At 45.1% G+C, this 23,352-nt stretch carries 19 protein-coding genes and 2 tRNA genes; 17 read left to right on the forward strand and 4 right to left on the reverse strand.

The window, feature by feature from the left end:
• Positions 1-42: 42 nt before the first annotated feature.
• The gene (locus tag VFDL14_RS10395; RefSeq protein WP_032551532.1) at positions 43-1,332 is read right to left on the reverse strand and encodes a peptidoglycan DD-metalloendopeptidase family protein; all 1,290 of its coding nucleotides are present in this window, start codon (positions 1,330-1,332) and stop codon (positions 43-45) included.
• A gap of 129 nt (positions 1,333-1,461) precedes the next feature.
• On the opposite strand from VFDL14_RS10395, the gene tyrS reads away from it, so the two are divergent.
• Both tyrS and VFDL14_RS10385 read left to right on the forward strand, forming a co-directional pair.
• A complete protein-coding gene (gene tyrS, locus VFDL14_RS10390) occupies positions 1,462-2,649 on the forward strand; it encodes a tyrosine--tRNA ligase (protein WP_032551533.1) in 1,188 nt (395 codons plus the stop codon).
• A gap of 426 nt (positions 2,650-3,075) precedes the next feature.
• Positions 3,076-3,921, forward strand: coding sequence for a magnesium transporter (locus tag VFDL14_RS10385; protein ID WP_032551534.1), 846 nt, complete (start codon positions 3,076-3,078; stop codon positions 3,919-3,921).
• 70 nt (positions 3,922-3,991) lie between these two features.
• Here the strand turns inward: VFDL14_RS10385 and dacB are convergent, their stop codons facing one another.
• Positions 3,992-5,398, reverse strand: a complete 1,407-nt coding sequence (gene dacB, locus VFDL14_RS10380) for a serine-type D-Ala-D-Ala carboxypeptidase (RefSeq protein WP_032551535.1) — start codon at positions 5,396-5,398, stop codon at positions 3,992-3,994.
• A 111-nt stretch (positions 5,399-5,509) separates the two neighbouring features.
• Positions 5,510-6,535 carry a porin gene (locus VFDL14_RS10375; protein WP_032551536.1) on the reverse strand — a complete coding sequence of 342 codons (1,026 nt, stop codon included), beginning with the start codon at positions 6,533-6,535 and terminating at the stop codon, positions 5,510-5,512.
• 516 nt (positions 6,536-7,051) lie between these two features.
• On the opposite strand from VFDL14_RS10375, the gene greA reads away from it, so the two are divergent.
• Entirely contained in the window at positions 7,052-7,525 is a 474-nt protein-coding gene (gene greA / locus VFDL14_RS10370; RefSeq protein WP_032551537.1) for a transcription elongation factor GreA, read from the forward strand.
• A gap of 115 nt (positions 7,526-7,640) precedes the next feature.
• Here the strand turns inward: greA and yhbY are convergent, their stop codons facing one another.
• Complete coding sequence (yhbY, locus tag VFDL14_RS10365) at positions 7,641-7,937, reverse strand: ribosome assembly RNA-binding protein YhbY (protein ID WP_032551538.1); 297 nt, start codon at positions 7,935-7,937, stop codon at positions 7,641-7,643.
• A 114-nt stretch (positions 7,938-8,051) separates the two neighbouring features.
• Here yhbY and rlmE point away from each other — a divergent pair, with 114 nt between their 5' ends.
• The 14 genes from rlmE (at position 8,052) to pnp (ending at position 23,254) form a co-directional block, all read left to right on the forward strand.
• Entirely contained in the window at positions 8,052-8,681 is a 630-nt protein-coding gene (gene rlmE, locus VFDL14_RS10360; protein WP_032551539.1) for a 23S rRNA (uridine(2552)-2'-O)-methyltransferase RlmE, read from the forward strand.
• A 106-nt stretch (positions 8,682-8,787) separates the two neighbouring features.
• Entirely contained in the window at positions 8,788-10,737 is a 1,950-nt protein-coding gene (gene ftsH, locus VFDL14_RS10355; RefSeq protein ID WP_032551540.1) for an ATP-dependent zinc metalloprotease FtsH, read from the forward strand.
• A gap of 87 nt (positions 10,738-10,824) precedes the next feature.
• Entirely contained in the window at positions 10,825-11,655 is an 831-nt protein-coding gene (folP, locus tag VFDL14_RS10350) for a dihydropteroate synthase (RefSeq protein ID WP_032551542.1), read from the forward strand.
• Between the two features lie 31 nt (positions 11,656-11,686).
• Positions 11,687-13,027, forward strand: coding sequence for a phosphoglucosamine mutase (gene glmM / locus VFDL14_RS10345; RefSeq protein WP_032551543.1), 1,341 nt, complete (start codon positions 11,687-11,689; stop codon positions 13,025-13,027).
• 281 nt (positions 13,028-13,308) lie between these two features.
• The gene (gene secG, locus VFDL14_RS10340) at positions 13,309-13,641 is read left to right on the forward strand and encodes a preprotein translocase subunit SecG (protein WP_032551755.1); all 333 of its coding nucleotides are present in this window, start codon (positions 13,309-13,311) and stop codon (positions 13,639-13,641) included.
• 15 nt (positions 13,642-13,656) lie between these two features.
• Positions 13,657-13,740: transfer RNA gene (locus VFDL14_RS10335), tRNA-Leu, on the forward strand.
• Positions 13,741-13,794: 54 nt separating this feature from the next.
• A tRNA-Met gene (locus tag VFDL14_RS10330) sits at positions 13,795-13,871 on the forward strand.
• A 237-nt stretch (positions 13,872-14,108) separates the two neighbouring features.
• A complete protein-coding gene (gene rimP / locus VFDL14_RS10325) occupies positions 14,109-14,564 on the forward strand; it encodes a ribosome maturation factor RimP (RefSeq protein WP_032551544.1) in 456 nt (151 codons plus the stop codon).
• 35 nt (positions 14,565-14,599) lie between these two features.
• The gene (gene nusA / locus VFDL14_RS10320; RefSeq protein ID WP_032551545.1) at positions 14,600-16,087 is read left to right on the forward strand and encodes a transcription termination factor NusA; all 1,488 of its coding nucleotides are present in this window, start codon (positions 14,600-14,602) and stop codon (positions 16,085-16,087) included.
• Positions 16,088-16,109: 22 nt separating this feature from the next.
• Positions 16,110-18,797 (forward strand): translation initiation factor IF-2, encoded by a 2,688-nt coding sequence (infB, locus tag VFDL14_RS10315; RefSeq protein ID WP_032551546.1) that lies wholly within the window; start codon positions 16,110-16,112, stop codon positions 18,795-18,797.
• Between the two features lie 133 nt (positions 18,798-18,930).
• Entirely contained in the window at positions 18,931-19,341 is a 411-nt protein-coding gene (gene rbfA, locus VFDL14_RS10310) for a 30S ribosome-binding factor RbfA (RefSeq protein WP_032551547.1), read from the forward strand.
• Positions 19,341-20,294, forward strand: coding sequence for a tRNA pseudouridine(55) synthase TruB (gene truB / locus VFDL14_RS10305; protein WP_032551548.1), 954 nt, complete (start codon positions 19,341-19,343; stop codon positions 20,292-20,294). Before rbfA ends, truB begins: the two co-directional genes overlap by 1 nt.
• A 206-nt stretch (positions 20,295-20,500) precedes the next feature.
• Positions 20,501-20,770 carry a 30S ribosomal protein S15 gene (gene rpsO, locus VFDL14_RS10300; protein WP_032551549.1) on the forward strand — a complete coding sequence of 90 codons (270 nt, stop codon included), beginning with the start codon at positions 20,501-20,503 and terminating at the stop codon, positions 20,768-20,770.
• A gap of 363 nt (positions 20,771-21,133) precedes the next feature.
• Positions 21,134-23,254, forward strand: a complete 2,121-nt coding sequence (gene pnp / locus VFDL14_RS10295; RefSeq protein ID WP_032551551.1) for a polyribonucleotide nucleotidyltransferase — start codon at positions 21,134-21,136, stop codon at positions 23,252-23,254.
• Positions 23,255-23,352 lie beyond the last annotated feature (98 nt).

Raw genomic sequence — 23,352 nt, forward strand, 5'->3', positions numbered from 1 at the left:
GCGTATTGGTTTACACAAAGTTAAACGCTGTAGGTGAAAACGTTAGTTAGTGGCCAGTAGTTGGCTATAACGGTCTAGTTTTTCTAGGCGTAGCTTCGAGTTAGCAATGAAGGTTGCTTTCGCTTTACCAGTCAGCGACTTAGACTGTGGTAGCTTCACAGTACGAGCGTTCTTGTGCACGCCATTCACTAAGAATTCGTAGTGCAGGTGTGGGCCGGTAACACGACCTGTACCGCCTAAGGTACCGATAGTCTGGCCTTGTTTCACTCGCTGCCCTTTTTTTACCAAGCGTTTCTTAAGGTGCAGGTACTTGGTTAGGTACGTATTACTGTGTCGAATGAAGACATAGTTACCGTTGAATTGGTTGTAGCCCGACTTCTGAACAATACCGTCGCCGGCAGCCCAAATCGGTGTACCTACAGGCGCGGCATAGTCGGTGCCTCTGTGTGGGCGTACTTTACCGGTAACAGGGTGTTTACGACGAGGGTTAAAGTTTGATGTTACGCGTCTAAAGTCGACTGGGGAGCGTAGAAAGGCTTTTTTCATCGCTCGCCCTTGATCGTCGTAGTAGTTCCCTGTTTTGTCATCAAGGATCGCGGTAAAGGTATCGCCTTGGTTCTTGAAAACCGCAGCGGTGATCTTGCCGCGACCAATCACTTCACCCTCAACCACTTTTTCCTGGTACAAGATCTTAAAGCTGTCGTTTTTGCGAATGTCTAACGCGAAGTCGATATCCCAACCAAAGATGCCTGCCAGCTCCATGATTTGGTTTGCGGTTAAGCCTGCACTCATGCCCGCGTTCCAGAAGTTAGAAGTGATGTCTGCTTCTGCGTAGTTGTATTGGTAAGCGACCTCTTTTTTATCAAAGCTTGAGGTGTAGCTGTCACCTGACTTAGTGATCTTAAAGCTCTCGAAGGCACTGAGTTGCCTTTTTAGCTGAATTAGGTCGTTGTTTTCATCAAAACCAAACTGCAACACATCACCAGGCTTAAGGTTCGACAGCTGTTTGTTGATGTCTTTGTTGGTGTTCAGCAGTGTAATTAAAAGTCGATAGGAGAGGCCGATACGCTCGAACAGCACTGAGGTACTTTCGCCAGAACGAACCGTGTACTTTTCCCAATTGAGTACCGCTGTAGGTACATGTTCTTCATTGCTGACCAGAGCGGCAGCGTTGATAGTGAGAGGGTAATGTTTGCCAATAACTAGAGAGTCACTTTTATCACGCAGAGAACTGACATCGGGTAGAAGGAAAAGGGCAACGAAGATTACAGCACTAAAAAATGCAATAAAGACCCGGTGCAATATAGGAAGGCGTGCAAAAATAGACAACATGTTCCGGTTCGTATAGTAAATATTAAGAAAATAGACGACTGAATAGTGTAACTGGTTTCAAAATACATCGCTATTCAAGTAAGATGTCTAACTATTATATTTTTGCCAAATCTGTGGGAGTGAACAAGAATGGCGAGTATTGAAGCTGCACTAGCCGAGATCAAACGTGGCGTTGAAGAACTGATTCCAGAAGACGAACTGATTGCAAAACTGAAAGAGGGTCGTCCTCTACGTATTAAGCTGGGTGCCGATCCAACAGCACCAGATATCCACCTAGGCCATACGGTTATCTTTAACAAGCTTCGTGCTTTCCAAGAGCTTGGTCATGAAGTGACATTCCTGATCGGTGATTTCACTGCAATGGTTGGTGACCCGTCTGGTAAGAACTCAACACGTCCACCACTAAGCCGTGAAGATGTTCTAAAGAATGCTGAAACTTACAAAGAGCAAGTATTCAAGATCCTAGACCCAGAGAAAACACAAATTCGTTTCAACTCTGAGTGGCTATCAGACCTTGGTGCTGAAGGCATGATCCGTCTTGCTTCTAACCAAACTGTTGCTCGTATGCTTGAGCGTGATGACTTTAAAAAGCGTTACGCAGGCGGCCAACCGATCGCTATCCACGAATTCATGTACCCACTTCTACAAGGTCACGACTCTGTTGCACTAGAGAGCGATGTTGAGCTTGGCGGTACAGACCAGAAGTTTAACCTGCTAATGGGTCGCGAACTGCAAAAAGCGGCAGGTCAGAAGCCACAAGCCGTACTAATGATGCCACTACTTGTTGGTCTAGACGGCGTTAAAAAAATGTCTAAGTCTGCACACAACTACATCGGTATCAGCGAAGCACCAAGCGAAATGTTTGGTAAGATCATGTCTATCTCTGATGATCTAATGTGGAGCTACTACGAGCTACTGTCTTTCCGTCCTCTTGAGGAAGTAGCTGAGCTGAAAGCTGGCGTTGAAGCGGGTAAGAACCCACGTGACGTTAAAGTTCTTCTAGCGAAAGAGATCATTGCTCGTTTCCACTCTGAAGCAGATGCTGACGCAGCAGAGCAAGAGTTCGTAAACCGTTTTGCTAAGAACCAAGTGCCAGATGAAATGCCTGAGTTTGAATTCGAAGCGGGTCTGCCTATCGCTAACGTGCTTAAAGAAGCTGGTCTAGTAAACTCGACTTCTGACGCAATGCGTATGATCAAGCAGGGAGCTGCTAAGATCGAAGGCGAGAAGATTGAAGACAGCAAGCTAGTACCTGCAGCGGGTACAGCAGTTTACCAAGTAGGTAAGCGTAAGTTTGCTCGTATTACTATCAAGTAATATTAAATCTCAATGAGTTAGTAAAAAGGCATCCACGGATGCCTTTTTTATTGACAGAAAGTTGACCAAGTATTTTGTACGGCCTTGCTACACTATGCGCGCTGTCGAACTGACAGTAATTTTGGAGATTTTTATGAACAATACCGACCATCCTCCTAGTTTGAAGGGAGAAGAATAACCTGTCTCGGTATTGATCTAATGTCCTGCCGTTCAGGTAGGGTATCTTTGTTTTCCCTTCATTCTTTTCCACACTCTAGATTCTAACAAGTAGACACATCAGTGCTTTAAGCTCTTGGTGCGCTTAGCTATATATTATTGAGTTATAGAATTATAAGCTTTTGGTGTGCCCAGCTTTATGTTCTTGAAGTGCTCGCTGTTGGCTACTTGTTTTGATGGTCGTTACCTTTGCCAATCGGGAGATTCGCCATGACGGTAATGAACAACACTTTTTTATCTATTGAAGCTTTATACTCTGAACGAGACATTCAGGCCGTATCGAGTGCCTTTCAACAGTACACGCGTGAGCAGCAAGTTGAGTTGCTGAATCGTATGCCACTGGAAGACGCAGTCTTGGTACTTGGTCAGTGTTCTCTCAGTGTTATTCAAGCTCTACTTAGTGAGTTAGAAGAGCAGGGCTATGAAAAACGCTCTCGTCATTTAGCTCACCAATTAGGACTTATCTACTCTGAAGTTGAACCTCAGCAGGGTTATCTCACGACTGGGGTGATGAGCCACGTAAGGCAACGTATCGGTTGGATTATTGCGCTAGCACTGCTAGGGATCGTTTCTGGCCTGATTATCGCTCAGTATGAGGATATTCTCAGTCAGTTGGTTCTGCTTGCGATTTATATGCCCGTAATTGCGGCTGCTGGCGGAAATACAGGTACACAAGCGGCGACTCTGGTGATTCGAGCCTTGGCAACGGGCGAGCTCAAAAAACGTCAATGGCTGAGTGTAATTTGGAAAGAGTTCCGAGTGGCTATCTGCTTAGCTGGAGCGATTGCTGTGGTGATGGTTGGCCGCATTCTGCTGTTTAGCGAGAATCAGTCAACGGGCGGCTATGACATTAACATGATCGCGTTTGCGATTGCGGTTGCGCTGTTTATTCAGGTGACCATTTCGACAGTACTTGGTGGCGGTTTGCCTATTGTGGCTCGTCTGTTCAAGCTCGACCCTGCGGTACTTGTGAGCCCAGTACTCGCCTCTATCGTCGATATTTCAGGTATGTGGATCTACTTTACAGTGGTGAATTCCTTTCTTGGTATCGCTTGATTCTACGCTTTAATTAACTCTCAATAAAAAACGGCGCAGTAAGTGTTTACTTCCTGCGCCTTTCTTATGTTTATTTATTCTGACTAAATTCAATCACATCACGATAAAACGCCTTCTCGAAGGTCACTATAGGCGATTCTACAGGCTTATCTTGGTCTTGCTTTTTCGGGAAGTAATCACGCACAAACTGAACAAACAGTGAGTTTGGTTTACCTGACTTATCAAGGCCATAGCCTGCCATGTTGTAGCTCCCATACACCGAACCACTCTTGGCTATGATGTTTTCTTTGATAGGTGCTTTGCGCATGCTCTGACGGTAACGCAGTGTGCCATCGACCCCTGAGGTTGGCATCGCCTTGATAAGCTGAAGATCAGTATCGTTCTGCCATATGTAACGCAATACCTCGGCCATACTTTTCGATGTCATTCGATTGTTACGAGAGAGCCCTGAGCCGTCTGCAAGGTGCGCTTGGGATAAGTCGATACCTGCTTTAGTGAGTAAAATCTGTTTTATCGCCTCAGTACCGTTATTAAAGCTGCCTGGTTGTACGTAAAACTTAGAACCAAGAGTCTTAGTCAGGTTATCAGCAATCAGGTTATCTGATTTCTTAAGCATGGTATCGAGCAGAACAGGTAGCTTCTGCGATTGATGGCTTGCGACCACTTTGATTTGCTTAGATGAAGGCTTAGCTCCAACGATAATGTTGCCTTTAACGGTTAGCCCTGATTCTTTGAGCAGCGATTGCGCTACTTCTTGCGTGTAAAGCTCCGGATTTTGAATCGCAAACTTCAGTGGCAGTGGCTTCTTGCGTTCGACTAAGCACCCCGACAACTGGTAGTGATTGTCTGGCGTGGTTAGAAGCTCTAACTCGCACTGTGTCGCTTTCTGGCCGGATTTGGTCACGGTATCAGCAATGGTTGAGACAACCACAGGGTAGTGAACTGGGATGTAAACTCGTGTTTTACCGTTGTCTTGAGTGTAGATGGACGCTTGCGCGCAATTGCTGTCAAGCGTGATAGCTGTTGATGGAGCACTGTAGCAGACCCCAAGAATGTCCCACGGCCAGCCGACGGCACGCTGATAACCAGTAAAAGCGGAGTTATCCAAATAGAGATTACCTTGAATAGTATTGCTCTGCTTTTTAGCGTATTGATTTAACAGTTTTTTCAGGTCGTCACGTTGCAAGGTTGGGTCACCACTGAACTGGATGATGGTATCCTTCCCAGACTGAGCGATGCTGGTGGTGTAGTGAAAGTTATCACCGAGCTCTAGCTTAGCAGCCAGTGCTGTTACTAGCTTAAGTGTGCTTGCTGGTGGATAGTAGCCTTGAGTATTGGTACTAAGCTGAACTTTATTCTTGCTTAAAGATTGCAAGATTAGGCTGCTAGAGCTGCCGTCAGGGAGTTTTTCTAGTGGCGTATAAGCTGAGGCAGAACAAGTGAAGCTGATAGCCAGCAAAGAAGAAAGTAGACGCATAAGAGTGCTGAGTCGTGGGCGATAATCTCAGTATACAGATATAAAAAACGCCCGCTAGTCAGCGGGCGTTTTGATTCGAAATTAACTAATTAATCAATTAGATAATCAGAATTAGAAGTCGTAACGTAGACCTAGAGCTAGCTCATCTTCAGCATCTGCAGACGTTGCTACACCGTTACCTGCGTAATCAGTAGTACCGATTGTGTCGCCTTTGCTGATTAGGTTGAAGTTGTACGATACGTAGCCACGGAAGTTAGGCTTGAAGTAGTAAGTTGCGTCTACAGCGATGTTGTCTGCAGAAGTCTTGCCGTCAGTTTCAGCGTTGTTGTACGTAGTTGAGAATACAGTTTGACCTAGAGTATAAGCACCTGCTAGCTCGTAACCTGTGTAATCAACAGCTTTGTTTGTAACAGCGCCTGTTGTTTGCTTCTCACCATCAGTGAACAAACCAGCAAAGTATAGGTCGCCCATAGCGTAAGAACCAGAAAGCATGTACTCGTTGCTCTTATCTTGGTCTGCGTAACCTGCACCTACTTTAATGCCAGTCTCGCCGATTGCGTAGATACCAGATAGAGAGTAGCCGTCTTTGCCATTGTCAACGAATTCACCGTTGTTGTTTTCTGAACGGTCAGCGAAGCGGTAGCTTGCTTTTACGTTTAGAGCTTGGAATTCACCTTTGTAAGACAGCATGTTGTCAGAACGGTCAGCAACAGCAATTTTGTCTGCCGCAGAGTTACCGTGGTAAGCCATGATATCTGTGAAGTCTGTGATTACGCCTAGTGCGCCGTCGTTTTTACCGTAAGTTACTTCACCGAATGCGCCGCCTAGACCAGCGTAAGTGTAACGGTTAGTGATGTTACCGTCGTTGTTGTCTGTAGCGCCGCCGTTTTCGTCAGTAGTGAACTCACCTTCGTAAAAACCAACACCGTATAGGCCGTCTTGGATTTCAACTTTACCTAGGAAGTTTAGACGTACACGAGATTTGTCTTCAACTTTACCATCTTGCATAGATAGACGAGCTTCAGCACGGCCGCCCATTTCTAGAGAAGTACCGTCTTGGTTGTATAGCTCAGAAGCGTTAGCACCAGTTGCAAGAGCTGCAGCCGATACAGCAAGCGCGATCATAGTCTTGTTCATGTTATTAATTCCTAATTACTGTCCATAAAGGTTGTTATCAAGGATTTGAATCCTTTTTTGTATTGCTCGTATTAATCAAGCTTCATAATCAGGCTTAGAACATAAGCGAGAAACTTGCCAGAGCAATCCGTGGGGTACTTTTTACCCTTAAAGTTCCGCCGCAAGTTAGTAAAATGATATCAATAAAAATAATGAACAGTGTTTTATTGCTGTTTTTATATTTTAAGTTTATGTTTTAATTTGGTTTTTATTTTTAATCGTAAACTTGAGCTTTTGCTTGTTTTTGTTTTTTTTAGGTTTTTATTTCGATACTTATTGATTGTGAAGTTAATATTCATTTTTGTGATATGTGTAATTTAGACCTAGATAGCGGTTTTGTAATACAACGCTGAATAAAGGTGATTTAGCCACTAAGTTTGTTTACACTAAGCTAAATCGTTTTGTTCTAACTACCTGACCAACGAGGTTGGGTGGCTTTATTTTGTCTGAAGAAAACTTTCAGCATAGAGGTAGAAAATGGAAAAGGTTCCAATGACAGTACGTGGCGCACAGCAGCTACGTGAAGAACTAGAGCGCTTACTAAAACAGCGTCCAATCATTTCAGCAGCGATCGGTGAAGCTCGTGAACTGGGTGACTTAAAAGAAAACGCGGAATACCACGCTGCTCGTGAAGAGCAAGGTATCTGTGAAGCACAGATTCGTGATATCGAATACAAGCTATCTGTAGCTCAAATCATCGATGTTACACAGATGGAAAACACAGGTAAGATCATCTTCGGTACGACTGTAACGCTGATCGATGTAGATACAGATGAAGAAGTTCGCTACCAAATCGTTTCTGAAGATGAAGCGGACATCAAAACTGGCCGTATCTCTGTGAAATCACCAATCGCTCGTGGCCTTATCGGTAAGATGGAAGGCGACGAAGTAATGATTTCAACGCCGGGTGGCGAGAAAGATTTTGAAATTGATAAAGTAGAATACATCTAATTTATCAGTATCTAGATAGCAAAAAAGGTCGCAATTGCGACCTTTTTCTTTTCTCACGTAGTGATTAAACAACGAGATTATCTCTGATATTTGAGATTGTCCCTGATATTTAAGCTTACTTACGTGGAATCTCGATTTTACGCTCTTCAGACTGGCGGAATAGTACAAGTACTTTACCGATAGTTTGTACTTTTTCTGCTTTAGTCTCACGTACGATGGCATCGATAATCAGTTGTTTAGTCTCACGATCTTCTGATGCAACTTTAATCTTGATCAGTTCGTGGTGGTCTAGAGCGATTTCGATTTCCGCTAGAACAGCTTCAGTAAGTCCATTTGCGCCCATTAGCACAACAGGTTTTAAACTGTGAGCTAGGCCCTTTAGATGCTGCTTTTGTTTGGTACTTAGGTTCATTACGCGGCCAATTTTCTTTACTATTAGGGTTGAAAAAACCTATTTTAACGCCATCTAAAGCTGAAGACTATAATTTATTCAGCAATTAGTACTTTCCTCCAATTTAGGTACCCAATGAGCAAACAGAAACATTCGGCCAGTTCAGGCCGTTGGTTGAAGGAACACTTCGACGACAAGTACGCGAATGAAGCCCGTAAGAAAGGCTACCGTTCACGTGCTTACTTCAAAATGGAAGAGATTCAAACTAAAGACAAATTGCTGTCTCCGGGCATGACAGTTGTCGATTTAGGGGCTGCGCCTGGCGGGTGGTCTCAATATGCTGCTAAGATTGTAGGTGACAGTGGTCAAATCATTGCATGTGACTTATTACCTATGGACCCCATCGCAGGTGTGAGCTTCTTGCAAGGGGACTTCAGAGAGGATGCGGTACTAGAAGCACTATTAGATAGGATCCAACCGGACATGGTGGACGTAGTAATGTCTGATATGGCTCCGAATATTGCAGGCAACAACTCTGTAGATCAACCAAGAGCTATGTATTTAGTTGAATTAGCATTGGATATGTGTCGACAAGTTCTAGCTACCAATGGTAGTTTTGTTGTTAAAGTATTCCAAGGCGAAGGGTTCGACCAATACGTTAAGGACGTTCGTGAGATGTTCAAAACGGTTAAAGTGAGAAAACCCGATTCTTCGCGAGCTCGTTCCCGTGAAGTGTTTATTGTAGCCACTGGTTACAAAGGTTAACGATTCTCTTAAATAGTGTGCGTTAACAATATAGCTACAGGTTACAAACTGTAGTACCCTACCTTTAATTACAATTAGTTATCGCGAGGCTGACACCTTGAGTGACATGGCAAAAAATTTAATTCTGTGGCTTGTTATTGCTGTAGTGTTGATGTCGGTATTCCAGAGCTTTGGCCCTGGTGAAAGTAACGGCAGAGCAGTAGATTACACCACGTTTGTACAGGAAGTTGGCCAAGGCCAGATTCAAGAGGCGCAGTTCAATAACAGCGAGATCACTTTCACACGTCGTGGCGGTGGTGCTAAGTACGTTACGTACATGCCTGTTTATGACCAGAAGCTGCTTGATGACTTAATTAATCAAAATGTAAAAGTTCAAGGTACACCACCTGAAGAGCAGAGCTTACTTGGCACTATCTTCATCTCTTGGTTCCCAATGATCTTACTGATTGGTGTGTGGATTTTCTTCATGCGTCAAATGCAAGGCGGTGGCGGCGGTAAAGGCGCTATGTCTTTCGGTAAGAGCAAAGCTCGTATGATGAGCGAAGAGCAGATCAAAACGTTGTTTGCTGATGTTGCGGGTTGTGACGAAGCAAAAGAAGACGTGAAAGAGCTAGTTGATTACCTGCGTGATCCAAGCCGATTCCAGAAGCTGGGCGGTAAGATCCCGACAGGTATCCTACTTGTTGGTCCTCCAGGTACAGGTAAAACGCTACTTGCAAAAGCGATTGCAGGTGAGGCGAAAGTACCATTCTTCACTATCTCTGGTTCTGACTTCGTAGAAATGTTTGTTGGTGTTGGTGCATCTCGTGTGCGTGACATGTTTGAACAAGCGAAGAAAGCGGCACCTTGTATCATCTTTATCGATGAGATCGATGCGGTAGGTCGTCAGCGTGGCGCAGGTGTTGGTGGTGGTCACGATGAACGTGAACAAACATTGAACCAAATGCTTGTAGAGATGGATGGTTTCGAAGGTAACGAAGGTATTATTGTTATCGCTGCGACTAACCGTCCGGATGTACTTGACCCAGCACTACTTCGTCCTGGTCGTTTCGACCGTCAAGTTGTGGTTGGTCTGCCAGACGTACGTGGTCGTGAACAGATCCTTAAAGTTCACATGCGCAAAGTTCCTCTAGCTGGTGATGTAGAGCCATCATTGATTGCTCGTGGTACTCCAGGGTTCTCTGGTGCTGACCTAGCTAACCTAGTCAACGAAGCGGCACTATTCGCTGCTCGCGGTAACAAACGCAACGTATCTATGGTTGAGTTTGAACTAGCGAAAGACAAAATCATGATGGGTGCTGAACGTCGCTCTATGGTTATGTCGGAAGAAACAAAAGAGTCAACGGCATACCACGAAGCCGGTCACGCGATTGTTGGTCGCCTAGTACCTGAACATGATCCAGTGTACAAAGTGTCTATCATTCCACGTGGTCGTGCACTTGGTGTAACGATGTACCTACCAGAGCAAGATCGTGTAAGCATGTCTCGTCAACATCTAGAGTCTATGATTTCTAGCTTGTACGGTGGTCGTCTTGCTGAAGAACTTATCTACGGAAAAGACAAAGTATCGACTGGTGCTTCTAACGATATCGAACGTGCAACTGATATTGCGCGTAAGATGGTGACTCAGTGGGGCTTCTCTGAGAAGCTAGGTCCTCTTCTTTATGCTGAAGAAGAAGGCGAAGTATTCTTAGGTCGCAGTGTAAGTCAGACTAAACATGTTTCTGACGACACCACTAAGCTTATCGATGAAGAGATTCGTATCCTGATTGACCGCAACTACGCTCGTGCGCAGAAGATCCTTGAAGAGAACATGGATATTATGCACGCAATGAAAGATGCGCTTATGAAATACGAAACGATCGATGCAGGTCAAATCGACGACCTAATGGATCGTAAAGATACAATTCGTGAGCCTGCTGGTTGGGGCGACCAAGTAAAAGCTGAGCCTGCAAAGGAAGAGCCAAAAGCGGAAGCAAAACCAGAAGCTAAAGAAGAAGTGAAAGCTGAAGAAGCGAAAACGGACTCTGAAGATAGCGCGAATAAAGATTCTTAATCTGGAAATCGTAAATAAAAACCCTGAGTACTCGCTCAGGGTTTTTCTGTTTTTAGGCTAATGACCGACGTACAAAGAATGGAATTCATGAACTTAACAGCAAACCACAAGACACTTACCCTCGATCGTCCACATGTGATGGGCATTCTAAATGTAACACCTGACTCTTTTTCGGATGGTGGTAAATACAATTCTCTTGATAACGCATTGGCTCAGGCTCAAAAGATGATAGATGCTGGTGTATCAATTATTGATATCGGTGGTGAGTCGACTCGTCCAGGGGCACCAGATGTAACGCTTGAAGAAGAACTTGAGCGAGTGATCCCGGCCATTAAAGCCATTCGCGCACGTCACGATGTTTGGATCTCTATTGATACGAGTAAAGCCGAGGTGATGAGACAAGCCGTCGCTGCAGGCGCAGACCTAATCAACGATGTTCGCGCGCTGCAAGAACCGGGTGCCCTTGAAGTTGCTGCCGAAACGGGTGTGCCGATCTGTTTAATGCATATGCAGGGGCAGCCACGCACCATGCAAAGCAATCCAACTTATGATGACTTACTGCAAGATGTTTCTGATTTTCTTCAAGAGCGTATCGCAGCGTGTGAAGCCGCGGGAATCTCAAAAGATAAGCTGATTCTGGACCCTGGTTTTGGTTTTGGTAAGACGCTTGAGCATAACTATCAGCTGCTGGCACATCTTGATAAGTTCCATATACTCGGTTTGCCGTTACTCGCAGGGATGTCTCGCAAGTCAATGATCTTTAAGTTGTTGGACAAGAAACCAGCCGATTGTATGGTTGGTAGCGTAACTTGTGCTACGATTGCCGCCATGAAAGGGGCTCAGATCATTCGAGTTCACGATGTAGAAGATACATTGGAAGCAATGCAAATTATTAAAATGATGAATAACAATCATTAAAAAAGATAGAAATATAATTAAGGAAAACAACATGTCTAATAAAAGACGTTACTTTGGTACAGATGGTGTACGCGGTAAGGTTGGTCAATACCCAATCACACCTGATTTTGTTCTAAAGCTTGGCTGGGCTGCGGGTCGTGTACTTGCAAAACAAGGCACAAAGAAAGTAATCATCGGTAAAGATACGCGTATCTCAGGTTACATGCTGGAATCAGCACTAGAAGCAGGCTTGGCTGCGGCGGGTTTGAAAGCGACTTTTACTGGTCCTATGCCAACTCCGGCAGTTGCATACTTAACGCAAACTTTCCGTGCTGAAGCAGGTATTGTAATCTCTGCTTCTCACAACCCTTACTATGACAACGGCATCAAGTTCTTCTCTTCTGAAGGTACAAAACTGCCTGACGATATTGAACTGGCGATTGAAGCTGAGTTGGACAAAGAAATCGAGTGTGTTGAATCAGCAGAGCTTGGTAAAGCAACTCGCCTGAACGATGCTGCGGGTCGTTACATTGAGTTTTGTAAGAGCACTTTCCCGTCAGAGCTGAGCCTTGCAGGTAAGAAAATCGTTGTTGATTGTGCACACGGTGCGACTTACCACATTGCTCCAGCAGTATTCAGCGAGTTAGGTGCTGAAGTGATCGCTATGGGTGTGGAGCCAAACGGTACTAACATCAACCATGAAGTTGGCGCAACCGATGTACGCGCTCTGCAAACGCGTGTTGTTGAAGAGAAAGCAGACCTTGGCCTAGCGTTTGATGGTGACGGTGACCGTATCATCATGGTTGACGAACTGGGTAATAAAGTTGATGGCGACCAAATCGCTTACATCATTGCTCGTGACGCATTGCGTCGTGGCGAGTTAAAAGGCGGTGTTGTTGGTACGCTAATGACAAACCTTGGCATGGAAAATGGCCTGAAACAGCTAGGTATTCCGTTTGTTCGTGCGGCTGTAGGTGACCGTTACGTAATGGAGCAGCTTCTTGCTAAAGGTTGGAAGATCGGTGCTGAAAACTCTGGTCACGTGATCCTGCTAGATAAAGTAACAACGGGTGATGCTATTGTTGCGGCATTGCAAGTACTGGCATCGGTTGTTGGTAGCGAAATGTCATTAAATGAGTTGTCTCAAGGTATGACGCTTTACCCGCAAGTACTTGAGAACGTACGCTTTAGTGGTGATTCAAACCCACTAGAAGCAGATGCAGTAAAACAGTCTGTTGCTGATGTAGAAGCTGAGCTTGGCGAGAAAGGTCGAGTATTACTACGTAAATCAGGTACTGAGCCTCTATTACGTGTAATGGTGGAAGGCGAAGACGCTGAACTAGTACAAAACTCGGCACTTAAAATTGCCGAAGCAGTGAAAGCAAGCTGCTAAGTTACCTTTATCTAATTAACGAAAGTAGCTGAATAACGAAAACTGTAAAAAGGGCGACGCTTTACCTCTCTTTAGAGAAGGTTTTATTGCGTTTTGCCCTTTTTTTGAGCGTTCGTTAGTCAAAGGCTTATTTTTTGGTAAATTCCGCTTGTCAGCGTACGTCGCATTCGCTAGTATTGCTCGGCCTTCAGTAAGGAGGTCGCTAGCCTTGTTCTGTATAACATGAATTTATGTCAATACTTAACGGCGCTGGCTCAACAATTTGGAACATAGGTGGAAAAATGTTTACAGTTCTACTTGTGATTTACCTGTTGGCAGCGCTTGGTGTAATTGGCCTAGTGTTAATTCAACAAGGTAAAGGCGCAGATATGGGAGCCTCTTTCGGTGCTGGCGCTTCAAACACTGTGTTTGGTGCTAGTGGCTCAGGAAATTTCCTAACCCGAATGACTGCAATTTTTGCAACTACATTTTTTATCCTTAGCTTAGTGCTTGGTAATATGTCTACACATAAAACTGAGTCACAATGGGTAGACCCTACACAAGGTCAAGTTATCCAACAAGCTGAAGATGCAGTGAGTGAAGTTCCGGCGCAAGGCGACGAAATTCCACAATAATCTGAAAGATTTGATGCCGAGATGGTGAAATTGGTAGACACGCCAGCATGAGGTGCTGGTGCCTTTGGTGTGAGGGTTCGAGTCCCTCTCTCGGCACCATTGTTTACAAACTTGTAAAACATCTTGTTGGGCGTATAATGCTCGCAAGTCGGACGCGGGATGGAGCAGCTTGGTAGCTCGTCGGGCTCATAACCCGAAGGTCGTCGGTTCAAATCCGGCTCCCGCAACCAATTTTAAGTGCTATATTTAGTCTTGATTGGTAGCAAGTTTGCACAGTGTGAACCTCACTGTGAACTAAGTGCAGTAACTCATTTTATGAAGGCGCTTAGTATATAAGGGTCCAGCAACAAAAACCCCGGCTTATACGGGGTTTTTTGTTATCTAAGCATTTGTAAATGCTATTAGATAATGTTTGCTTGGAATTTAAATTGGGCTTTGAGCCCTTTTTTTGTTTCTGGAGTGGTTAAATGACTGGTTTAGAAAGACAACTTACTGAAATGCTTGAAGCTCCAGTAGCAGCATCAGGTTATGAGTTAGTTGGATTAGAATTTATTCGTGCGGGTGAGCACTCAACGCTACGTATTTACATCGATTCACCAAACGGTATCAATGTGGATGACTGTGCAGAAGTAAGTCACCAAGTAAGTGCCGTAATGGACGTTGAAGATCCAATTTCAGTGGCTTATAACCTTGAAGTGTCTTCACCAGGTTTAGAAAGACCACTGTTCAAAGCAGAGCATTACCAACAATTTATTGGTCACGAGGTAAGCATCGTTTTGAAAATGGCTGTCGGCAACCGTCGTAAATGGAAAGGTGATATCCAATCTATTGAAGGCGAAACCGTAACAGTATTGGTTGAAGGGCAACAAGAAGAATTCGCCCTCAGCAATATTTCAAAAGCGAACCTGATCCCTAAATTTTAGTTCTCCCTGAGAGAAGAGCTTAAGAGGCTAGATTAATGAACAAAGAAATTTTGGCGGTAGTAGAAGCTGTTTCTAACGAGAAAGCAGTTCCTCGTGAGCGTATTTTTGAAGCGCTTGAAATCGCGCTTGCTACAGCAACGAAAAAGAAAAGCGAATTCGAAATCGAAGTTCGCGTAGAGATCGACCGCAAGACTGGTGATTTCGAAACTTTCCGTCGTTGGGAAGCTGTAGAAGAAGTTGAGAATCCAACAAAAGAGATCTCTCTAGAAGCAGCACAGTTCGAAGACGAAACAATCGAACTTGGTGGTTTCATCGAAGACGAGATTGAGTCTGTAACATTTGACCGTATTACGACTCAGACTGCTAAGCAAGTTATCGTACAGAAAGTTCGTGAAGCTGAGCGTGCACAAATCGTTGAGCAGTTCATCGACAACGAAGGCGAGCTAGTAACAGGCGTAGTTAAGAAAGTTAACCGCGATACTATCATCCTAGACCTAGGTAACAACGCTGAAGCAGTTATCCTACGTGATGACCAACTTCCTCGTGAAAACTTCCGTCCAGGCGACCGTGTACGTGGTCTTCTTTACAAAGTTGCACCTGAAGCGCGTGGTTTCCAACTGTTCATCACTCGCTCTAAGCCAGAAATGCTTGCTGAGCTATTCCGCGTAGAAGTGCCAGAGATCGGTGAAGAGCTGATTGAACTAAAAGGTGCTGCACGTGATGCAGGTTCTCGTGCTAAAATCGCTGTGAAAACAAACGACAAGCGCATAGACCCAGTAGGTGCGTGTGTTGGTATGCGTGGTGCACGTGTACAAGCGGTATCAAGCGAACTTGGCGGTGAGCGTATCGATATCGTGCTTTGGGACGATAACCCAGCACAATTTGTTATCAACGCAATGGCTCCAGCAGATGTTGCTTCTATCATCGTAGATGAAGATGCACACTCAATGGACATCGCTGTTGAAGCAGACAACCTAGCGCAAGCTATCGGCCGTAGCGGTCAAAACGTTCGTCTAGCATCTCAACTGACAGGTTGGGAACTGAACGTAATGACAGTTGAAGATCTTCAGAAGAAACACCAAGAAGAAGCTGTTGCTTCTATTGAAAACTTCATGAAGCACCTAGACATCGAAGAAGACTTCGCTCAAATGCTTGTTGAAGAAGGTTTCTCTACACTAGAAGAGGTCGCTTACGTACCAGTAAACGAGCTTCTAGAAATTGATGGTCTAGACGAAGACATCGTAGAAGAGCTACGTAGCCGTGCTAAAGATGCTCTAACAACGCTAGCACTAGCGAAAGAAGAGACATTTGACGGTGTTGAGCCAGCAGAAGACCTTCTAGCACTTGAAGGCCTAGAACGCGAAATGGCGTACAAACTGGCAGCGAAAGGTGTAGCAACACTAGAAGACCTAGCTGACCAAGGCGTTGATGAACTAGAAGGCATTGAAGACCTAACTACAGAGCGTGCGGGCGAGCTAATCATGGCTGCACGTAACATCTGTTGGTTCGGCGACGAAGAATAATTCAGCAAGGAGAGAAAGCGGTATGACACAATTAACAGTTAAAGCACTGAGTGAAGAGATTGGTACGCCAGTTGACCGCTTAATTGAACAACTTGCTGATGCAGGCATGAAGAAAACAGGGTCGGATCAAGTTACTGATTCAGAGAAGCAAGCATTACTAACGCATCTTAAGAAAGAGCATGGTGATACATCTGGTGAAGCAGAACCGACTCGTTTAACTCTTCAACGCAAGACCCGCAGCACGCTAAGTGTTGCCGCTGGAGGCGGTAAGAGTAAGGATGTTCAAGTAGAAGTACGCAAGAAGCGTACTTACGTGAAGCGCAGCGCTATTGAAGATGAAGCGAAACGTGAAGCTGAGGAAGCAGCGAAGCGTGAAGCTGAAGAGAAAGCACGTCGTGAAGCTGAAGAGCAAGCGAAACGTGAAGCTGCAGAGAAAGCACAGCGCGAAGCTGAAGAGAAGGCAAAACGTGAAGCGGACGCAAAACGTGAAGCTGAAGAAAAAGCAAAACGCGCACAAGCTGATAAGGCTAAAAAAGACATGAATGCAAAAAATGCAGACGCTAACGCACAAGCGAAAAAAGAAGCGGATGAACTAAAAGCTCGTCAAGAGCAAGAAGCACAGCGTAAAGCTGAAGCTGAAGCGGCTAAGCTAGTTGAAGAAGCACGTAAACTAGCTGAAGAGAACGAAGCGCGCTGGTCTGAAGAAGAGCAGAAGAAGAAAGAGCAAGAGAAGTCTGCGGACTACCATGTGACAACTTCTACGTACGCTCGTGAAGCGGAAGATGCAGCTGACCAGAAAGAAGAGAAGGCGCCTCGTCGTCGTAAGAAGAAGCCAGCTGATAAGCAAGCTACTAACAACCGTGGTGGTCGTAACCAACGTGGTCGTGGCAGTAAAGGTAAACTGGCTAAACCAACTTCAATGCAACAGGGCTTCGATAAGACAGCATCTGTAGCGAAAGCTGACGTTGTTATCGGTGAAACTATCGTTGTTTCTGAACTAGCTAGCAAAATGGCTGTTAAAGCAACTGAAGTTATCAAAGTAATGATGAAGATGGGCGCTATGGCGACTATCAACCAAGTGATCGACCAAGAGACAGCACAACTTGTTGCTGAAGAGATGGGTCACAAGGTAATCCTACGTAAAGAGAACGAGCTAGAAGAAGCTGTACTAAACGATCGTGACAACAACGCTGAAGCTGTTCCACGTGCTCCTGTTGTAACTATCATGGGTCACGTTGACCACGGTAAAACGTCTACACTTGACTACATCCGTAAAGCTCACGTTGCTTCAGGCGAAGCGGGCGGTATCACGCAGCACATCGGTGCATACCACGTTGAAACTGAAAACGGCATGATCACTTTCCTTGATACTCCTGGACACGCGGCATTTACAGCAATGCGTGCTCGTGGTGCTCAAGCGACAGATATCGTTGTTCTAGTAGTAGCAGCAGACGATGGCGTAATGCCACAAACGATCGAAGCGATCCAGCACGCGAAAGCAGCTGAAGTACCGCTAATCGTTGCTGTAAACAAGATCGATAAAGAAGACGCTAACCCAGACAACGTTAAGAACGAGCTGGCACAGTACGACGTTATCCCTGAAGAGTGGGGCGGTGAGAACATGTTCGTTCACATCTCTGCGAAACAAGGTACTAACATCGAAGGTCTTCTAGAGACTATCCTTCTACAATCTGAAGTTCTAGAACTAACAGCAGTAGAAGAAGGCATGGCATCTGGTGTGGTTGTAGAATCTCGCCTAGATAAAGGCCGTGGTCCAGTTGCTACTGTACTTGTACAGTCTGGTACTCTAAACAAGGGCGACATCGTTCTTTGTGGTCAAGAGTACGGCCGTGTTCGTGCAATGCGCGATGAGAACGGTCAAGAAGTGACATCTGCAGGTCCATCTATCCCAGTAGAGATCCTAGGTCTTTCTGGTGTACCAGCATCTGGTGATGAAGCAACAGTTGTACGTGATGAGCGTAAAGCACGTGAAGTAGCGAACTACCGTCAAGGTAAATTCCGTGATGTGAAACTAGCACGTCAACAGAAAGCGAAACTAGAGAACATGTTCTCTAACATGGCTGCTGGTGAAGTTGCTGAGCTTAACGTTGTTCTTAAGGCGGACGTACAAGGTTCTGTAGAGGCTATCGCAGACTCTCTACTGAAACTGTCTACTGACGAAGTTAAAGTGAACATCGTAGGTTCTGGTGTTGGTGGTATTACAGAAACTGATGCAGTACTTGCAGCAGCATCTAACGCTATCATCCTAGGCTTCAACGTTCGTGCAGACGCGACAGCTCGTCGTACTGTTGAGAACGAAAACCTAGACCTACGTTACTACTCAATCATCTACCAACTGATCGACGAAGTGAAACAGGCGATGGGCGGTATGCTTGCTCCTGAGTTCAAACAAGAGATCATCGGTCTTGCTCAAGTACGTGACGTGTTTAAGTCGCCTAAGCTTGGTGCAATTGCAGGTTGTATGGTTACTGAAGGTACGATCAAGCGTAACAACCCAATCCGCGTACTACGCGATAACGTTGTTATCTACGAAGGTGAACTAGAGTCACTACGTCGCTTTAAAGATGACGTACAAGAAGTTAAGAATGGCTACGAGTGTGGTATCGGCGTTAAGAACTACAATGATGTTCGCGTTGGTGACCAAATCGAAGTATTCGAAATCGTTGAAGTTAAGCGTACTCTAGACTAATCAGTCCGCTGACTCGACATATTGACTAAGGTTACTAACATTACTGGTATAGGTAAGTGGTAATCGGTTGTTGAATACACCATGGGGGGCTGGTTATTACCAAGCCCCCCATCTTTCTAAGTGAGAAAAGAAAATGTCAAAAGAATTTAGCCGCACGCAGCGCGTGTCTCAGCAACTACAAAAAGAGCTAGCAATCATGCTGCAACGTGAAGTTCGTGACTCACGTATCGGTATGGTAACTATCTCTGATGTAGAGGTTTCTCGTGACCTTGCTTACGCAAAAGTATTCGTTACTTTCCTATGTGTGGGCGAGCAAACACCAGAGTCGAGCCTAGCTGCACTGAAAGAGCACGAGCCTCAACTACGTATGATGCTAGGTAAGCGTATCCGTCTACGCCTAACGCCAGAAATTCGTTTCACTTACGACAACACTTTGGTTGAAGGTATGCGTATGTCTAACCTAGTGTCTGAAGTGGTAAGCGAAGACAAGCGTAAGCAGCAAGCTGCTGGCCGTGATGAGTCTACTTCGGAAGGTGAAGAGTAATGGCTCGCCGTCGTAAAGGTCGCCCGATTAACGGGGTTATTTTATTAGATAAGCCGACTGGCATCTCATCGAATGACGCACTGCAGAAAGTAAAGCGTATTTACTTTGCAGAGAAAGCAGGGCACACCGGTGCTTTGGATCCTCTTGCGACAGGCATGCTGCCAATCTGTTTAGGTGAGGCAACCAAGTTTTCTCAGTTTCTATTAGATTCTGATAAGCGCTACGTTGTGATCGCTAAGCTAGGTGAGCGTACCAACACTTCTGACTCTGATGGTGAAGTTGTTGAAACTCGTGAAGTGAATGTCACTTGCGAACAGCTTGAGCGTTGCATTGAGAGCTTCAAGGGTGAAACTGACCAAGTACCATCCATGTTCTCTGCGTTAAAATACCAAGGTAAGCCTTTGTATGAATACGCGCGTGCAGGCATCGAAGTACCGCGTGAATCTCGTAAGATCACGGTTTACTCTATCGATCTACTTCGCTTTGAAGGTGATGAAGTGGAGATGGAAGTGCACTGTTCAAAAGGCACTTACATCCGTACCATCACTGACGATCTGGGCGAAATGCTAGGCTGTGGTGCGCACGTAACCATGCTGCGTCGTACCGGTGTTGCAAAGTACCCATACGAGCGCATGGTTACGCTAGAGCAACTGAACGAAATCCTAGAGCAAGCTCAACAGCAAGACATTGCACCAAAAGAGCTGCTTGATCCACTGTTGATGCCAATGGACACCGCAGTAGAAGATCTACCAGAAGTGAACCTGAATGCGGAGCTGACTGATCTAGTTCAGCACGGTATGCCAGTACAAGTTGCCGGTGCACCAGCAGAAGGCACAGTGCGTATGACAAGTGGTGAAGAGAAGCTGTTTGTTGGTGTAGCTCAGATCGATAATGATGGTCGCGTAGCACCAAAACGCTTGGTGGTTTTCCGTGAAGAAGAGCCGCAAGCGTAATCAAGATTAAACGCAATCTTTGCTTATAAGTCGTGAAAAGCAGAAGTCCAATTTAGGTCTTCTGCTTTTTTGTTTTCGTTCAGTGAGATCGCGATAGATTGTTATTGCACCACTAGGCAAACTTCCCTATAATCCACGGCTCGCGTAGCGGCTGAATCAGAGATTGGCTGCTACAAATATCAAACTACTCTTATCAGGAGAGAATTATGTCTCTGAATGCAGAAACTAAAGCAGCAATCGTTGCAGAATACGCGCGCTCTGAAGGCGACACAGGTTCACCAGAAGTACAAGTAGCTCTACTTACTGCTTCTATCAACCACCTACAAGGTCACTTCAAAGCTCACAAAGGCGATCACCACAGCCGTCGTGGTCTTCTACGTATGGTTTCTAGCCGTCGTAAGCTTCTAGACTACCTAAAAGGTAAAGATCTTGGTCGTTACCAAGAGCTTATCAAGCGTCTAGGTCTACGTCGCTAATCAAATCTCGAATTTGATGAAAGAGCCTCAGCAATTGCTGAGGCTTTTTTTATGTCTGAAATATCGCCACAACGCAGAGAAAAGTACCCGTTATGTGTGCTGTAAACTCGTTTTTTGGCTCTGAAAATGTCTCTTGTCAGAAAAATAGTTTATACTCTTGCACGCCAGTAATTCTATGAAACTCTGGCACTTCACTTTACTCAACAATGACAGTCACAGATGTCGGCCAATAGGTCGCGACTATTAAAAACAGATGAGCGGAGAACGTCGTTCTTTTTCGTCTTTTTTTACTAGTCGCGATTAGTCATTGCGGAGTACCCATTCACTTATTCTAAAGAGCAATCTTTAGATGAAGGAAATACAATGTTTGAAAAACCAGTTGTAAAAACGTTTCAGTACGGTAACCACACCGTAACTCTAGAAACAGGTGTTATTGCACGTCAAGCTACTGCTGCAGTAATGGTAACAATGGACGATACGTCTGTATTCGTATCTGTTGTTGGTAAAAAAGAAGCGGTTGAAGGTCAAGACTTCTTCCCACTAACAGTTAACTACCAAGAGCGTACATACGCTGCAGGTAAGATCCCTGGTGGCTTCTTCAAGCGTGAAGGTCGTCCTTCTGAAGGCGAAACACTAACGGCTCGTCTGATCGACCGTCCAATTCGTCCTCTTTTCCCAGACGCATTCAAAAACGAAGTACAAGTTATCGCTACAGTAATGTCTGTAAACCCAGACGTTCAGCCTGACATGGTAACAATGATCGGTACTTCAGCAGCACTTGCTATCTCTGGTATCCCGTTCAACGGCCCAATCGGTGCAGCACGTGTTGGTCACATCGACGGTCAACTAGTACTAAACCCAAGCAACACTGAGCTAGAAACGTCTAAGTTAGACCTAGTAGTTGCGGGTACTGAAGGCGCTGTTCTTATGGTTGAGTCTGAAGCAGACAACCTAACAGAAGAAGAGATGCTATCTGCAGTTGTATTTGGTCACGATCAACAGCAAGTTGTTATTAACGCGATCAACGAGTTCGCAGCTGAAGTTGCTACTCCAGCATGGGACTGGGTTGCTCCAGAAGAGAACACTGCTCTAAACACTCGTATTGCTGAACTAGCAGAAGCTAAGCTAGTTGAAGCGTACCAAATCACAGAGAAAATGACTCGTTATGACCGCATCCACGAGATCGCAGCTGAAGTTAACGAAGTACTAGTCTCTGAAAACGAAGAAGTGAACCTAAAAGAAGCTCACTCTATTTTCCACGATCTAGAGAAAACAGTTGTACGTCGCAGCATCATCGCTGGTAACCCACGTATCGATGGCCGTGAAAAAGACATGGTTCGTGCACTAGATGTACGTACTGGTGTTCTTCCTCGTACACACGGTTCTTCACTATTCACTCGTGGTGAAACTCAAGCTATCGTTACTGCTACTCTTGGCACACAACGTGACGCTCAAATCATTGACGAGCTAACTGGTGAGCGTAAAGATCACTTCCTACTACACTACAACTTCCCTCCATACTGTGTTGGCGAAACTGGTTTTGTAGGTTCTCCTAAGCGTCGTGAAATCGGCCACGGTAAACTAGCTAAGCGTGGTATTGCTGCAGTAATGCCATCTGTAGACGAGTTCCCATACACAGTACGTGTAGTATCAGAAATCACAGAATCTAACGGTTCTTCTTCAATGGCTTCTGTATGTGGTACGTCTCTAGCTCTTATGGATGCAGGTGTTCCAATCAAGTCTTCTGTTGCGGGTATCGCAATGGGTCTTGTTAAAGAAGGCGACGACTTCGTTGTTCTTTCTGATATCCTTGGTGACGAAGACCACTTAGGTGACATGGACTTTAAAGTAGCGGGTACTAACACTGGTATCACTGCACTTCAAATGGACATCAAGATCGAAGGTATCACTAAAGAGATCATGCAAATTGCTCTTAACCAAGCGCAAGGTGCACGTAAGCACATCCTATCTGTAATGGATGAAGCTATCTCTGGTGCTCGTGAAGATATCTCTGAGTTCGCTCCGCGTATTCACACAATGAAGATCAGCGCTGAGAAGATCAAAGACGTTATCGGTAAAGGTGGTGCAGTTATCCGTGCTCTAACTGAAGAGACAGGTACAACTATCGAAATCGATGACGACGGTACAATCAAGATTGCTGCAACTGAAGGTACAGCTGCGAAAGAAGCAATCCGTCGTATCGAAGAGATCACAGCAGAAGTTGAAGTTGGCCGTATCTACCAAGGTAAGGTTGCGCGTCTTGCAGACTTCGGTGCATTCGTTACTATCCTTCCAGGTAAAGATGGTCTAGTACACATCTCTCAAATCGCTGACAAGCGCGTTGAGAAAGTGTCTGACTACCTAACTGAAGGTCAAGAAGTTCCTGTTAAGGTTCTTGAAATCGACCGTCAAGGCCGTGTACGTCTAAGCATGAAAGAAGCAGTTGAAACGCCAGCTGAAGGCGAAGCACCTGCTGCTGAGTAATTCTCAGTAAAATGATGGAACTATCGCTTTTTAGTGATTTCTAACCCATCATTAACAAAGCATGTTATAAAGGGAGCATATCGCTCCCTTTTTTATTG

Origin of the sequence: Vibrio fortis, from assembly GCF_000695685.1 — a bacterium.
Classification (GTDB): Bacteria; Pseudomonadota; Gammaproteobacteria; order Enterobacterales; family Vibrionaceae; genus Vibrio; species Vibrio fortis_A.

Bases quoted from the DNA above. Each gene is read 5' to 3' on its own strand.
- rbfA (WP_032551547.1), top strand. From the start codon at position 18,931: ATGTCAAAAGAATTTAGCCGCACGCAGCGCGTGTCTCAGCAACTACAA.
- VFDL14_RS10385 (WP_032551534.1), top strand. From the start codon at position 3,076: ATGACGGTAATGAACAACACTTTTTTATCTATTGAAGCTTTATACTCT.
- folP (WP_032551542.1), top strand. From the start codon at position 10,825: ATGAACTTAACAGCAAACCACAAGACACTTACCCTCGATCGTCCACAT.
- tyrS (WP_032551533.1), top strand. From the start codon at position 1,462: ATGGCGAGTATTGAAGCTGCACTAGCCGAGATCAAACGTGGCGTTGAA.
- pnp (WP_032551551.1), top strand. From the start codon at position 21,134: ATGTTTGAAAAACCAGTTGTAAAAACGTTTCAGTACGGTAACCACACC.
- nusA (WP_032551545.1), top strand. From the start codon at position 14,600: ATGAACAAAGAAATTTTGGCGGTAGTAGAAGCTGTTTCTAACGAGAAA.
- secG (WP_032551755.1), top strand. From the start codon at position 13,309: ATGTTTACAGTTCTACTTGTGATTTACCTGTTGGCAGCGCTTGGTGTA.
- glmM (WP_032551543.1), top strand. From the start codon at position 11,687: ATGTCTAATAAAAGACGTTACTTTGGTACAGATGGTGTACGCGGTAAG.
- yhbY (WP_032551538.1), bottom strand. From the start codon at position 7,937: ATGAACCTAAGTACCAAACAAAAGCAGCATCTAAAGGGCCTAGCTCAC.
- greA (WP_032551537.1), top strand. From the start codon at position 7,052: ATGGAAAAGGTTCCAATGACAGTACGTGGCGCACAGCAGCTACGTGAA.
- VFDL14_RS10375 (WP_032551536.1), bottom strand. From the start codon at position 6,535: ATGAACAAGACTATGATCGCGCTTGCTGTATCGGCTGCAGCTCTTGCA.
- rimP (WP_032551544.1), top strand. From the start codon at position 14,109: ATGACTGGTTTAGAAAGACAACTTACTGAAATGCTTGAAGCTCCAGTA.
- rpsO (WP_032551549.1), top strand. From the start codon at position 20,501: ATGTCTCTGAATGCAGAAACTAAAGCAGCAATCGTTGCAGAATACGCG.
- rlmE (WP_032551539.1), top strand. From the start codon at position 8,052: ATGAGCAAACAGAAACATTCGGCCAGTTCAGGCCGTTGGTTGAAGGAA.
- VFDL14_RS10395 (WP_032551532.1), bottom strand. From the start codon at position 1,332: ATGTTGTCTATTTTTGCACGCCTTCCTATATTGCACCGGGTCTTTATT.
- ftsH (WP_032551540.1), top strand. From the start codon at position 8,788: ATGGCAAAAAATTTAATTCTGTGGCTTGTTATTGCTGTAGTGTTGATG.
- dacB (WP_032551535.1), bottom strand. From the start codon at position 5,398: ATGCGTCTACTTTCTTCTTTGCTGGCTATCAGCTTCACTTGTTCTGCC.
- infB (WP_032551546.1), top strand. From the start codon at position 16,110: ATGACACAATTAACAGTTAAAGCACTGAGTGAAGAGATTGGTACGCCA.
- truB (WP_032551548.1), top strand. From the start codon at position 19,341: ATGGCTCGCCGTCGTAAAGGTCGCCCGATTAACGGGGTTATTTTATTA.